This window comes from Halomonas sp. DP5N14-9, from assembly GCF_019802175.1.
Classification (GTDB): domain Bacteria; phylum Pseudomonadota; class Gammaproteobacteria; order Pseudomonadales; family Halomonadaceae; genus Halomonas; species Halomonas litopenaei.
In genome coordinates this window covers 587,528-601,342 of the sequence record NZ_JAHVHR010000002.1, presented here as the reverse complement: position 1 = coordinate 601,342, position 13,815 = coordinate 587,528, and the positions used below count along the sequence as shown (strand labels likewise).

Here is a 13,815-nt window from a genome sequence, read left to right as displayed (position 1 = left end):
CCCCCGCGAGATCGCTCTCGCGGGGGCTGTGGTCGTGGCGGGACCCCTTTCGATCAAGCCCTGCCAAGGGCTCTGGCGCTAGCTTGGGCTCAGGCGTCGGCCTTCTCCTTTTTCGCCTTGCGGCCAGCCGGCTTGCCGGTGGGTGTGCTCGCTTCGTTCCTGGCGTTCTGTCCGGCCTTTTCCGGGGCCTTGGCAGGGTCATCGGCAAGCGCCCGGGCCGGCGCGCGCGCTTCGCTCTTCTTGATCACGGTGGTGCCGGCGAAGATCTCGCCCTCCACATAGACCTCCCCGTAGTAGCACGCTCGCAGCACTTCCTTGAGCTCGCTGATCAAGGGGTAGCGCGGGTTGGCGCCGGTGCACTGGTCATCGAAGGCTTCCGCGGCCACTTCATCGAGCTTGGCCAGGAAGTCGGACTCGGGGACGCCGGCTTCCTTGATCGAGGCGGGGATGTCCAGCTCGCGCTTGAGCTCATCGAGCCAGTTGATCAGGCGCTCGACCTTCTGGGCGGTGCGGTCGCCGGCCAGGGACAGCCCCAGGTGATCGGCGATCTCGGCGTAGCGGCTGCGCGCCTTGGGCCGGTCGTACTGGGAGAAGGCGGTCTGCTTGGTCGGGTTGTCGTTGGCGTTGAAGCGCACCACGTTGGTGATCAGCAGCGCATTGGCCAGGCCATGGGGCAGGTGGAACTCGGCGCCGAGCTTGTGGGCCATGGAGTGGCACACGCCAAGGAAGGCATTGGCGAAGGCCATGCCGGCGATGCTGGCGCCACTGTGGACCTTCTCGCGGGCCACGGCGTTGCGCTCGCCCTCACGGTAGCTGGCCGGCAGGTATTGCTTCAGCAGCTTCAGCGCCTGCAGCGCGTGACCGTCGGAGAACTCGTTGGCCAGCACCGAGACGTAGGCCTCCAGCGCGTGGGTCACGGCGTCATAACCCCCGAAGGCGGTCAGCGAGCGGGGCATCTTCATCACCAGGTTGGCATCGACGATGGCCATGTCCGGGGTCAGCTGATAGTCCGCCAGCGGGTACTTGATGCCGGTGGCGTCATCGGTAACCACCGCGAAAGGCGTGACCTCGGAGCCGGTTCCGGAGGTGGTGGGGATGCACACCAGGCTGGCCTTTTCGCCCATGGTGGGGAACTGGTAGATCCGCTTGCGGATGTCCATGAAGCGCATCGCCAGGTCCTGGAAGTGCACGTCCGGGTGCTCGTACTTGACCCACATGATCTTGGCGGCGTCCATCGGCGAGCCGCCGCCGAGCGCCAGGATCACGTCGGGCTGGAAGCTGGCCATGGCCTCGGCGCCCTTGTCGACGATCGACATGGTGGGGTCGGCCTCGACGTCGTAGAAGGTGTGGACCTCCATGCCGAGGCCCTTGAGCAGGGCCATCAGCTCATCGGCGTAGCCGTTGTTGAACAGGAAGCGGTCGGTGACGATAAAGGCGCGCTTCTTGTCCTTGAGGTCGGTCAGCGCCACCGACAGGCTGCCGCGACGGAAGTAGATCGATTCGGGGAGCTTGTGCCACAGCATGTTTTCCGCCCGCTTGGCCACGGTCTTGGTGTTGATCAGGTGCTTGGGACCTACATTTTCGGAGATCGAGTTGCCGCCCCAGGAACCGCAGCCGAGGGTCAGCGAGGGCGCCATGTCGAAGTTGTACATGTCGCCGATGCCGCCGTGGGAGGTAGGGATATTGACCAGGATGCGCGCGGTCTTGAGGCGGTCGCCGAAGTAGCGGATACGCGACTGCTGGGTGTCCTGGTCGGTGTAGAGCCCCGAGGTATGGCCGATGCCGCCAAACTCGACCATGGTGCAGGCCTGGTCCACCGCGTCCTCGAAGGAACTGGCGCGGAACATGCCCAATGTCGGTGACAGCTTTTCGTGGGCAAAGGCGTCGTCGATGCTGACCCGTTCGCCCTCGCCGATCAGGATCTTGGTGTCGGCCGGCACCTCGATGCCGGCGAGTCCGGCGATGGTCGCCGCCGACTGGCCGACGATGGCGGCATTCAGCGCGACATTTTTCAGAAGCACCTGACGGACCTGGTCGGCCTCGTCGGCGGACAGCAGGTAGGCCGCGTGGGAGGCGAAGCGTTCACGCACCTCGTCGTAGACCTCTTCGAGCACGATCACCGCCTGCTCCGAGGCGCACACCACGCCATTGTCGAAGGTCTTGGACATCAGGATCGAGGCCACCGCCCGCTTGATGTCCGCGCTCTCGTCGATCACCACCGGCACGTTGCCGGCACCCACACCGATGGCCGGCTTGCCCGAGGAGTAGGCCGCCTTGACCATGCCGGGCCCGCCGGTGGCCAGGATCAGGTTGATGCCCTCGTGCTTCATCAGGGCCTCGGACAGCGCCACCGAGGGCTGGTCGATCCAGCCGATGATGTCCTGTGGTGCACCGGCAGCCACCGCCGCCTCCAGCACCAGCTTCGCGGCGGCGTTGGTGCAGTGACGTGCGCGCGGGTGGGGCGAGAAGATGATGCCGTTGCGGGTCTTCAGCGAGATCAGCGCCTTGAAGATGGCCGTGGAGGTGGGGTTGGTGGTGGGGATGATGCCGCAGATCAGGCCCACCGGCTCGGCGATGGTCATGGTGCCGGCTTCATCGTGGGTAGCGATGACGCCGCAGGTCCTGTCGTCCTTGTACTTGTTGTAGATGAACTCCGAGGCAAAGTGGTTCTTGATCACCTTATCCTCGAGCACGCCCATGGCGGTCTCTTCCACCGCCTGGCGGGCCAGCGGTATGCGGGCCTGGTTGGCGGCAAGCGAGGCGGCGCGAAAGATCGCATCGACCTTCTCTTGAGAGAAGCTGGCAAAGACCCGTTGCGCGGCCTTGACCCTGGCGACGAGAGCGTCGAGTTCAGCGAGGTTGGTAACAGCCATCATTGGCCTCCAGTAACATGACTAAGGAAAGAAAAAGCGACCTGCGAAACCTCCTTGGCGTGTGCAGCGCCTGTTGCTCGAAGCTGGGCATGTGCCTGGCTCGGGCGTCGGCGAGCTTGAGGAGCAAAGCGGCTTGAAAAGTGGCTTGATGTCTTCCCGTCGAGATTCAGTCTATGGCTGTCTCGATTCAGCTCTGCTGACAGGGGTCAGCTTTGTTGCCGGTATTCCGCTGATTCGAACATCATGATGATCGCAAGCATCAGCCCGGCCTATCCGTGGGCTGGGGTAGGGCGGGCGCTTCAGCCGAGCCCCACGTGGAGGAAGAGAGGTAGGCCCCACCTCGGTCAGGAGAGGCCATTGGCAATAATGTCAGGACACAAATCGTCACTCCGACGGGTCTTGCGACCCGAGTGGTGGTTGACTAGCCTTGTGTGACGATAGTTGGACGAAAGCTATACAGGACGAAAGGAGTCGTTATGTGGAGCCTCAAGGATCTTCATCTGCAGCCGATCGCCGGTGAATGGAGGGCTGGAAGTTCCGGCGAGTCGCTCAAGGTGATGGACCCCTACCACCAGAAACAACTGGTGGAGATCACCCAGGCAGATTGCTCCGACGTCGAGCGTGCCTTTGATGCGGCAGACCAAGCGCAACGGCAGTGGGCGGATACCAGCGCTACCCACAGAGCGGCTGTACTGCGCCGTGTCGCCGAACTGATGGAAGAGCGCAAGGATGAGCTGGTCGAGTGGCTCATCCGCGAGTCGGGCAGCACTCGCATCAAGGCCGAACTCGAGTGGAACAACGCCTGGGAGATGTCGCTCGAAGCCGCCGCCATGGCCACTCGCGTGCAAGGTACCACTGCCGCTTCGAGCGTCCCGGGCAAGGACCATCGGGTCTATCGCAAGCCTCTGGGCGTGATTGGCGTGATCAGTCCCTGGAACTTTCCCTTCCACCTGACCCAGCGCACCATCGGCCCCGCCCTTGCGCTGGGTAACGCCGTGGTGCTCAAGCCTGCCAGCGATACCCCCTTGACCGGTGGATTGCTGCTGGCACGGCTTTACGAGGAAGCGGGGCTGCCGAAGGGGCTCCTCAGTGTTCTGGTTGGTGCTGGCAGCGAGCTCGGCGACCCGCTGGTCGGACATCGGCTCGCCAAGCTTATCTCCTTCACCGGTTCCACCGAGGTGGGCCGACAGATCGCCAAGGGGGCGGTCGGCGGAGAACATATCAAGCCAGTGGCACTGGAACTCGGCGGCAACAGTCCCTTTGTGGTGCTCGATGACGCTGACATCGACCGGGCCGTACGGGCGGCGGTGGTCGGCAAGTTCATGCATCAGGGCCAGATCTGCATCGCCATCAACCGTATCATCGTCGATGCGTCGATCCACGACGCCTTTGTCGAGCGCTTCGTCGAGCGGGTCAAGGGGCTCAAGGTCGGGGACCCCTCCGACGCACATACCGTCATCGGACCGATCATCAACGATCAACAGCTAGACGGGCTGAAGGACACCATCGACAGGGCCCGTGAGTCTGGTGCCCGGGTGGCGCTCGAGGGCTCTCTTGAAGGCCCTTGCCTGCATCCCTGGGTGTTCAGCCATGTCAGCGAAGAGATGGACCTGGCCTGCAACGAGACCTTTGGTCCGATCGCCGGCATCATCAAGGCCGACGGTGAGGCCGAGGCGATACGCATCGCCAATGCCACCGAGTATGGTCTCTCCGCAGCGGTCTTCAGCGGTTGTCCGGCGCGCGGCGAACGGGTGGCACGCCAGATAGAGTCGGGAATGGTGCACGTCAATGACATGCCGGTGAACGACGAACCACACATGCCGTTCGGTGGAGAGAAGAATTCCGGGATCGGCCGCTTCAACGGCGACTGGGTGCTGAACGAGATGACAACCGTGCAATGGGTCAGCGTCCAGCACGAGCCTCGCGACTATCCCTTCTGATGGTTTCCCTCGGATACGGTGCGAAGCGCGTGCCGCCTGCTAGAGTCAAGTAGACTTAGGGTTGTGGATTGAACCCTCTGTGAGCGTCCCTGGACCCTGGCCAGGGTCAACCGACAGCGCTAGGGTGAAAGGGAATCACGACCAACGTCTTAGACAAGGAGATGTTATGAAAAACAGCATGATGCGTCGTTTCGGAATGGCTTTCGTGATCGCGATGATGGCGGGTGGTCTGGCCGCCTGCGAAGAGGAAGGCCCTGCCGAGCAGGCCGGCGAGGAAATGGATCAGGCGGTCGAGGATGCCGGTGAGTCCATGGAAGACATGGGCGAAGAGATGGAAGAGTCGGCCGAGGAAGCCACCAACTGATGTGACAGGCGTCACCGTCAGCGGCGCTATGCCGAGAGAGGCAGCGTGAAGGACGGGTCTGCTCACACTGACCTTGTGGGTCGGTGATGTCGCCTGTCTTCGCCGCTGAGGAGTATCAGGATAAGAGGTCTGTCCCCAGGGGCAGGCCTTTTCTGTGTGCAACGGAGTTGTTTCATGATCAAGCGGATCAAGATCGCGGCGGCACTGAGCGGCCTGATGATGTCCCAGGCAGTAATGGCCGCCGCGCCCGAAACGTCACACTGGTCCTACACGGGAGACACGGGACCTGCCCACTGGGCTGACATCGACAACGACTTCAGTATGTGTGGTCTGGGTCGCAACCAGTCGCCCGTCGATATCGATAGCGCTATCGATGCCGAACTTCCACCGCTACAACTTGATTACGCGACCACCGGGACCAGGGTCTTCAACAATGGCCACACGGTGCAGGTAGCCTCCCCCGAGGGCAACACGCTGACGCTTGATGGGGATCTCTTCACCCTGCAGCAGATGCACTTTCACGCGCCTTCCGAGCACACGGTAGACGGACAACGTTTCCCGCTGGAAGCGCACCTGGTGCACAGCGACAAGGACGGCAATCTGGCGGTGGTCACGGTGCTGTTCGAGGAAGGCGAGGAAAATGCAGCATTGCGCTCGCTTGCCGATAGCCTGCCGGATACCGCCGGTGAACATGCCGACGTAGCCGATACCGTGAACTTCACGCAGATGTTGCCGGCCCAGCATGACTACTATCGCCTGAACGGTTCCTTGACCACTCCACCCTGCTCCGAAGGCGTCCGCTGGGTGATCATGCAGAGCACGCAGGATATTTCATCTGAGCAGGTCGAGTCGTTCTCTGCTGCGATCGGGGACGCCAATAACCGGCCGCTGCAGCCTCTGAATGCCAGAGTGCCACTCAAGTAGTTCCGTCTCTCGACAACACCTTGTCACATGGTGATAAGCATCGCTCCCGGACGTCGTCGGCGCTGCTGCGCTGGGTCCGGGCCGGCACTTGCATGGCATCATTGATGCCGTCGGTACTAGCCAAGTCGCGATTGTCACTCTAATGTAAACGGGGAAGTTACAAATTTTTCTCCTGGAGGTGCTTCATGAAGCAAGGAATGTTTCGTCGTCTGGCCCTGGCCAGCGCTGTGGCGTCCATGATGCTGGTACTGGCGGGTTGCGAGGACGACGCGGCCGAAGACGCTGGCGCTCAGGTGGACGATGCACGCGAAGCGGTGGAAGAGCAGGCGCAGGAGACCGCCGCCGAAGCGGAGCAGTTGGCCGAGGACGCCGGAGAGGCGATGAGCGAGACCGCCGACGATGCCGAGCAGGCGATGGATGAAGCCGCCGCCGAAGCGGAGCAGCAGGCCGAGGACGCCGGAGAGGCGATGAGCGAGACCGCCGACGACGCTGAGCAGGCGATGGATGAAGCCGCTGCCGATGCCGAACAGCAGGCCGAAGAGGCGGAGCAGGCGATGGATGAAACTGCTGCCGACGCTGAACAGGCGATGGATGAAGCCGCTGCCGATGCCGAACAGCAGGCCGAAGAGGCGGAGCAGGCGATGGATGAAACTGCTGCCGACGCTGAACAGGCGATGGATGAAGCCGCCGCCGATGCCGAGCAGCAGGCCGAGGACGCCGAGCAGGCGATGGACGAAACCGCTGCCGATGCCGAACAGCAGGCCGACGAGGCTGCCGCAGGAGCCTCCAACCTGGTCGACGACGCTCAGGAAGCGCTGGGTGATGCTGCCGATGCCGTGCAAGAGCAGGCCAACGAGGCCATGGAGGGCATGAGCAATCTGGCAGAGGACGCCCAGAATGCCCTGAGCGATATGGCCGGTGACGCCGAACAGGGGGCCGATGCGGCTGCCGAAAGTGCGGGTCAGGCGGTCGAGGAAGCCGGTGACGAGGTCGAGCAGGCGACCGATGAGGCGGCCCAGTAAGTCGAACCTTCTGGTCGGGGCTTTTGCTCCGGGCGTCGGTTCTACAGGCTCGGTTTGGTCAGGCTTGGCGCCTTCATGGCGCCTTCAGAAGCACCCACCGGCCCTTGAGCCCGTCAGAAACACAAAAAGGCCGAGATCCAGGATCTCGGCCTTTTTGCGTTGCCTATCTGTGGGCTGGGTGGCCATCACTGCCCGCCGCTGAGGGCGGCAGGCAGCGACGATGATCAGCCGTTCTGCTCGATGCCCTGGATGTACCAGGGGGCATCGTCACGCATTTCGCGGATCAGGTGCCAGGTCTCGTTGAACTCGGTTTCGCTGCCGTTTTCCTTGAGCACGCCGTGGAACAGCACCCGCGCCTCGGCCTGGTTGGCGAACTCCTGAACGCCGCCGAGCTCCGCAAACAGGCGCACGATTTCGGTCTGGTTGTTGGCCGGCTCCTGGGCCCGCTGTTCGCGCAGCAGGTTGTAGAGTTCCGGCGTCACGTACTCCTGGATGCGCGGCAGGTCGTTGTTGTCCCAGGCCCGCTGAAGGGTCATGAAGTGCTCCTTGGCGCCGCCGAGGAAGCGTTCACGGTCGAACCAGGCGGGGTCTCCCTGAGGCCCTCCGGTCTGAGTGCCTGCGCTGTGGGCACCAAGACCTCCCGCGGAGCCCGGCATGTTGAACGGTGAGCTCTGGTGCTGTTCACGGTGCATGCCGGATGAACCGCCTCCCGCCGATGCGGTGGCCGTGCGCCGCCGTGCCAGCAGCTTGAACAGCAGGAAGGCCGCGCCTGCCATCAGCAGCAGGTCGACCATGCCGAGGCCATCGAAGGCGCCGCCGAAGAACAGCGCGCCGAGGAGGCTGCCGGCCAGCAGACCGCCGAGCATACCGCCCATCAGGCCGCTCTTCTTGCCGGCGGTCGGGGCGGCGTTGGGACGAGCGGTGTTCTGTGACTGGGTCGCACTGGGGCTGGCCTGGCGCGAGTAGGAACCAACACTCTTGCCGCCACCCAGGCGGCGGGCGTCGGCGCTGTCGACGGCAAGGCCGAAGCCCATCACGCCGACAAGGATCATCACGAGAAGGTGACGCATCGAAGACATCTCCGTAGTTCGGCCTGCATTGGCCAGTCTGGGCCTTTGACCCTGGTGGTCAGAGGCACGTCGCTCGTCCATTCTAGCGATAACGGGCGCCGCGGGAAGCCGTGTACAACGAAAAGTCGAGGAGACCCCATGCTGATCGAACGTAGTGACAGTCTGCTGCTGGTGGTCGACGTGCAGACGGCATTGATGCCGGTGGTGGAAAGAGGGGATCAGGCGATCACCGAGATCGGCTGGCTGGCGGCCGTGGCAGAGCGCCTGGAGGTGCCTGTGTGGGTGACCGAGCAGTATCCTCAGGGGCTCGGGGCGACCGAGCCGCGACTGAAATGTGCCCTGCCACAGAGCACCCGCTGGTTCACCAAGAGTCACTTCAACGCCTGCCGGGAGCGCGATATTGCACAGGCCTTCGAGGCGGCTGCGCCGCGTCAGGTCGTGATTGCCGGGGCCGAAGCCCATATCTGTGTGCTGCAGACGGCACTTGGCCTGCTGGAACGGGGTGTCGAGCTGTTCTGGCTGGTCGAAGGCTGCGTCAGTCGCCGCAGCGATGAAGCGAGACTTGCCGGCGAGCGCGCAAGACAGGCCGGCGCCTGGCAAGTCAGCGCCGACATGGTGGCCTACGAATGGCTGGAACGCTGTGACGACGCGACCTTTCGCGAGGTGCATCGTGAACTGCTGCGCCCCAGGGCGTCCCGGCCGCTGCGGCTGGCGCCCTGAGGATCACAGCTGGCGCGCCAGCCAAGCCAGACAATAAAGCCACGCCTTCATGATCGCTGAAAGGTGGCACCGTGCACCATCTGCGGCGCACGGACGAGATGCTACCGGCGTAGCGGCAGCGCGACTCAGGCGGGGTTGTCGCGGGTGAACACCAGGGTGCCACCCTCGGACTCGGCGGCATTGAAGCGGTACCCGGCCATGTCGAAGTCCTTGAGCCCTTCCTTGTCGTCCAGGCGTTGCTGGATCATCCAGGCGGCCATCAGTCCCCGGGCCTTCTTGGCGTAGAAGCTGATGATCTTGTAGCGATCGTTCTTCCAGTCCTTGAACACCGGGGTGACCACTTCGGCCTTGAGCTTTCTGGCATCGATGGCCTTGAAGTACTCGTTGGAGGCCAGGTTGACCAGCACAGGTGTTCCGCTCTGTGCCACCGCCCGGTCGAGCTCCTCGGTCAGCAGCGGCTTCCAGAAGGCGTAGAGGTCCTTGCCCTTGGCGTTTTCCAGACGGGTGCCCATTTCCAGGCGATAGGGCTGGATCAGATCCAGCGGGCGCAGCAGGCCATAGAGGCCCGACAGGATGCGCAGATGATCCTGGGCGAAGCGGTTGTCGGCTTCATCGAAGGCGTCGGCCTGCAGGCCGACGTAGACGTCGCCCTGGAAGGCCTGGGCGGCGACCTTGGCGTTGTCCGGAGTGAACGGGGTCTGCCATTGACCGAAGCGCGCCGCGTTGAGTCCGGCGATCTTGTCGCTGACGCCCATCAGCTCCGAGATGCGGGCCGGGCTGTAGTCGCGCAGGATGTCGATCAGCTCGCGGGAGCGGTCGAGGTAGTCGGGCTCGCTGTGGATATCGGTGGTGGCCGGGGTCTCGAAGTCCAGCGTCTTGGCCGGAGAGATCACGCTGAGCATGGGCGTGCTCCTGATGTCAGGTAGGGAAAATTGGCAAGTGGCCGTCATTGTACCAAGCCCCGCCGCCGCTCGGGACGAGGGCGAGGCTATGGACGCCATAGTAAAGAGGGCATGCCTGCCGGCAAGGGCAGGCGCTGTTCTCTACTTGAGGCCGGGGCTGGGGGGCGAGGCCGCTTCAGGGGCTGGGGTTGGGCAGCCTGTGATGGATGGCCTCGATGCCTTCGATGACTTCGTCGGCCAGCACCAGGGACTCCGAGGCGAGGTTGCTCTCGAGCTGCTCCATGGTGGTCGCGCCGATGATGTTGCTGGTCAGGAAGGAGCGCGAGTTGACGTAGGCCAGCGCCATCTGGGCCGGGTCCAGGGCGTGCTCGCGGGCCAGTTCGACGTAGGCGCGGGTGGCATCGATCGCCTGATCGGAGCTGTAGCGGCTGAAGCGGTCCCACAGGGTCAGGCGGGCGCCGGGCGGACGGGCGCCGTCCAGATACTTGCCCGACAGCACGCCGAAGGCCAGCGGCGAGTAGGCCAGCAGTCCTACCTGTTCGCGGTGAGCGATCTCGGCCAGCCCCACCTCGAAGGTCCGGTTGAGCAGGTTGTAGGGGGTCTGTATCGAGGCGACCCGCGGCAGGCCCAGGGACTCGGCCAGTTGCAGGCAGCGCATCACGCCCCAGGGGGTCTCGTTGGACAGACCCACGGCACGTACCTTGCCTGCATCGACCAGTTCCTTGAGGGCCGACAGTGTCTCTTCCAGATCGGTGGCCTGCTCTTCCTCGTCGTGGGTATAGCCCAGGCGACCGAAGAAGTTGGTCGAACGGTCCGGCCAGTGCAGCTGGTAGAGATCGACGTAGTCGGTGTTCAGGCGTGCAAGGCTTGCGTCGATGGCCTCATGAAGATGGGCGCGAGTCAGGCGAGGTCCGCCGCGGATGTGCTTGATACCGGGGCCGGCAGCCTTGGTGGCGATGACCACGTCGTCGCGGCTTTGGCGGCCCTTGAGCCAGGAGCCTACATAGCTCTCGGTCAGTCCCTGGGTTTCGGCCTTGGGTGGCACCGGGTACATCTCGGCGGCGTCGATGAAGTTGACGCCGAAGGCCACCGCGCGGTCGAGCTGGGCATGGGCCTCGGCCTCGGTGTTCTGCTCGCCGAAGGTCATGGTTCCAAGGCACAGGCGACTGACGTCGATGCCGGTGTTGCCAAGGGGACGGATCTGCATGGGGACTCCTTTTGGTAGGCCTTTGTCAGGGGGGCGCAGCGCCGCCGCCGGACCGTTTTTGCTGCAAAGCATCGAGATGGTACCTTTGGCCGATAGGGGTCGCCAAATCCCGGGGGTTGAGTCCGTATCGGGCCAGGCGTATGCTTGCCACCCCGTTGCCGCGGAGGAGTCCGTGGCACCGTCGATTCAACAGGAGATCGCCCGCGACACAGGAGGTGTCCGGTCCGACTTCCATCCTTTGGACTCAAGGTTGTTGCCATGCAGCAGGCATCGTCACTGAAGACGCGGCTCGAGTACCGTCTGGCCCAGCAGTTGTTTCACACTCGCTGGTTGCCCCGCTCGCCGCGAACCCAGAGGCTGACCATGCGTCTGTTTCAACGCTGTGCGGACGCCGGGCACCCGGCAGCACTGTCGTTGTACGGGCACATGCTGTTTCACCGGTCACGGGCACCCCAGGACAAGGCACGCGGCGCTCGCTACGTGCTGCAGGCCGCCCATGGCGGGGACGTCAGGGCGCAGTACCAGGCAGGCCAGATCCACGAACATGGCTGCGCGCTGTACCCGGCGCGCCACGACCACGCCGTGACCTGGTACGCCCGGGCCGGGGAAGCGGGTCATGCGTTGGCGGCGGCGCGCCTGGAGCGCGCCTACCGGGATGGTGAGCTGTCGCTACCGGTGGATCCAGAGCGTGCTGCCTACTGGGCGGTGCTGGCTTCTGCAGGGCAGGCCTCGCCAGGTTCGGCCAATAGCGCCCTGGCCAATGGACAGCCTGTTCCGGGGCAGTCCGCCAGGCAAGACGGTGTCACGCTGGACAAAGCGGAAGCCCAACAGCGACACTAGAGGTATCAGGCGCGGCGGTTGGGTCGCGCACGGGTCCCGGTGAGGCCGAGACGAGCGGCGGTTCAGGATTCCCTGGCCGCCGCTGGTAGTTTGGGCCTCGGGTACGGTTTTCGTTGTCGGGTGACGTCGGGGAGGCGTTTTGGCCGACTGTCACGACGAGGTTTGCTGCCTGTGGTGTTACCGACTCTGCTGGATATCGAAGCCTCTGGATTCGGGCGCGGCAGCTACCCGATCGAGATCGGCCTGGCGCGGCCGGACGGCAGCTGCTGCGCCTTTCTGATTCAGCCCCTCGAGGAATGGACCCACTGGGATCCCAAGGCCGAGCTGCTGCACGGGATATCCCGGGCCCGGCTCGAGCGCGAGGGCTATCCGGTACGTCACGTCGCCCGTTGGCTTAACGATGAGCTGCACGATATCGGCATCGCCTACAGCGATAGCTGGGGGTACGACAACACCTGGATGTCGCTGCTGTTTCACCACGCCGGCATGATCCCCGCCTTCCGCCTGGAAGCGCTGCGGCGGTTGCTCGACGAGACCCAGATGGCGATGTGGAGCGACATCAAGGAGTCGGTGATCGAGGAGCGGGGCATCCAGCGCCATCGCGCCGGCGAGGACGCCCGGCTGCTGCAGTTGACCTTCGCCCGCACCCAGGAGCTCAGCGCGCGCCGCTGACGCTCACTGTTTATCGCTCTCGCTGACGCTCACTGTTTATCGCTCTCGCTGACGCTCACTCTTTCTCGCGTTCTTTCTCGCACTCTTTGCCGCGTTCTTTGCCGCGCTCTTTGCTTCGCCATGGCGCCGCTCTATGTGGCGCCGCTCTCTATGGAGCTGTTGGGAGCCTGCCTACCTGAACAGTTACCCACAGCCGGTCCGACTGACCGTCTGTGGATAACGTGCGCTGGTGTGAACCTTCAGGGAGCGAGATCAATCGGCGGCGACACGCAGCAGCAGCTTGCCGGTGTTGGCATTGTCGGCGAGGTGCTGGTGGGCGGCCTCGACCTCCTCGATGGGCCAGTCGGCGTCGATCAGCGGAGCGAGTTCGCCGCGCTCGAGCCTTGGCCATACGTGGCGAGCGAGTTCACCCAGAATCCTGCCCTTGTCTTCCGGTGACCTGGCCCGCAGGGTCGAGCCGATCAGGCGCTGGCGCTTCATCAGCAGGCGGCCGATATCGAGCTCGGCGTGGCGTCCGCCCATCAGCCCGATCACCACCATTCGTCCATCGGCGGCCAGCACCCGTTGATTGTCGGCCAGATAGCTGGCCCCCACCGGGTCGAGGATCAGGTTGACCTCGCCGAATGCCTTGACCGCCTCGACGAAACTGCCCTGGTGGCGGTTCCAGCCCGCCCTGGCACCCAGCGACAGGCAGCGCTTGAGCTTTTCATCGCTGCCCACGGTGACAAAGCAGGGGTGACCGAACTCGCGGCACAGCTGGATCGCGGCGGTACCGACGCCGCTGGCGGCGGCGTGCAGCAGCACCTGTTCGCCTTCGGCGAGTTGGCCTTCGATGAACAGGTTCAGCCAGGCGGTGGCGTAGACCTCCGGCAGGGCGGCGGCCTCGCGCAGGCCAAAGCCATCGGGCACCGGCAGCACCTGGCGTTCGTCCACGCAGACCTTCTCGGCGTAGCCGCCACCGGCGAGCAGCGCGCACACTTGCTGCCCAACCTGGAGCTTTTCGACCTCGGGGCCGAGCGCCACCACGCTACCGCTGACTTCCAGTCCCAGCACCTCGGAGGCGCCTGGGGGCGGCGGGTACTGACCGGCGCGCTGCATCAGGTCGGCGCGATTGACGCCGGCCCAGGCCACCTCGATATGCACTTCTCTGGCCTGGGGGGCGGGGAGATCGTCGGTGGACCGCCAGATCAGGCGGTCGCCGTCTTGCTGCATGGCGTACATCGGACATCCTCCATGATGAAATGAGAGGTCGACGAGGCGGCTGAGAAGCCGCCTGGACGC

At 64.3% G+C, this 13,815-nt stretch carries 11 protein-coding genes and 1 pseudogene; 7 read left to right on the top strand and 5 right to left on the bottom strand.

The annotated features are described in order from the left end of the window. Positions 1–89 precede the first annotated feature (89 nt). Entirely contained in the window at positions 90–2,873 is a 2,784-nt protein-coding gene (adhE, locus tag KUW00_RS04310) for a bifunctional acetaldehyde-CoA/alcohol dehydrogenase (RefSeq protein ID WP_222568293.1), read from the bottom strand. Positions 2,874–3,349: 476 nt separating this feature from the next. Here adhE and KUW00_RS04305 point away from each other — a divergent pair, with 476 nt between their 5' ends. The 4 genes from KUW00_RS04305 to KUW00_RS04290 all read left to right on the top strand — a co-directional run bounded on the left by KUW00_RS04305 (position 3,350) and on the right by KUW00_RS04290 (position 7,123). Beyond that, entirely contained in the window at positions 3,350–4,813 is a 1,464-nt protein-coding gene (locus tag KUW00_RS04305; protein ID WP_222568292.1) for an aldehyde dehydrogenase family protein, read from the top strand. 166 nt (positions 4,814–4,979) lie between these two features. Beyond that, a complete protein-coding gene (locus KUW00_RS04300; protein WP_045991360.1) occupies positions 4,980–5,177 on the top strand; it encodes a hypothetical protein in 198 nt (65 codons plus the stop codon). 174 nt (positions 5,178–5,351) lie between these two features. After that, positions 5,352–6,101: a carbonic anhydrase gene (locus tag KUW00_RS04295; protein WP_261391962.1), complete on the top strand. Its 750-nt coding sequence runs from the start codon at positions 5,352–5,354 to the stop codon at positions 6,099–6,101. 185 nt (positions 6,102–6,286) lie between these two features. Beyond that, complete coding sequence (locus KUW00_RS04290) at positions 6,287–7,123, top strand: hypothetical protein (RefSeq protein WP_222568291.1); 837 nt, start codon at positions 6,287–6,289, stop codon at positions 7,121–7,123. 224 nt (positions 7,124–7,347) lie between these two features. Here KUW00_RS04290 and KUW00_RS04285 read toward each other — a convergent pair whose 3' ends face one another. Then, the gene (locus tag KUW00_RS04285; RefSeq protein ID WP_045991358.1) at positions 7,348–8,193 is read right to left on the bottom strand and encodes a Tim44 domain-containing protein; all 846 of its coding nucleotides are present in this window, start codon (positions 8,191–8,193) and stop codon (positions 7,348–7,350) included. 138 nt (positions 8,194–8,331) lie between these two features. Between KUW00_RS04285 and KUW00_RS04280 the strand changes: the two genes are divergently transcribed. Continuing rightward, complete coding sequence (locus KUW00_RS04280) at positions 8,332–8,913, top strand: isochorismatase family protein (RefSeq protein WP_045991357.1); 582 nt, start codon at positions 8,332–8,334, stop codon at positions 8,911–8,913. Positions 8,914–9,038: 125 nt separating this feature from the next. On the opposite strand, the gene yaaA is transcribed toward KUW00_RS04280, so the two are convergent. Together yaaA and KUW00_RS04270 are read right to left on the bottom strand one after the other, a co-directional pair. Beyond that, positions 9,039–9,815: a peroxide stress protein YaaA gene (yaaA, locus tag KUW00_RS04275; protein ID WP_222568290.1), complete on the bottom strand. Its 777-nt coding sequence runs from the start codon at positions 9,813–9,815 to the stop codon at positions 9,039–9,041. A 175-nt stretch (positions 9,816–9,990) separates the two neighbouring features. Then, a complete protein-coding gene (locus KUW00_RS04270) occupies positions 9,991–11,022 on the bottom strand; it encodes an NADP(H)-dependent aldo-keto reductase (RefSeq protein WP_222568289.1) in 1,032 nt (343 codons plus the stop codon). 258 nt (positions 11,023–11,280) lie between these two features. Between KUW00_RS04270 and KUW00_RS04265 the strand changes: the two are divergent. Next, positions 11,281–11,736, top strand: a pseudogene (locus KUW00_RS04265) (tetratricopeptide repeat protein); the annotation flags it as partial. A gap of 291 nt (positions 11,737–12,027) precedes the next feature. After that, positions 12,028–12,534 (top strand): hypothetical protein, encoded by a 507-nt coding sequence (locus KUW00_RS04260; protein WP_108131597.1) that lies wholly within the window; start codon positions 12,028–12,030, stop codon positions 12,532–12,534. A 252-nt stretch (positions 12,535–12,786) separates the two neighbouring features. On the opposite strand, the gene KUW00_RS04255 is transcribed toward KUW00_RS04260, so the two are convergent. Continuing rightward, a complete protein-coding gene (locus KUW00_RS04255; protein WP_222568288.1) occupies positions 12,787–13,755 on the bottom strand; it encodes an NAD(P)H-quinone oxidoreductase in 969 nt (322 codons plus the stop codon). Positions 13,756–13,815: the final 60 nt, after the last annotated feature.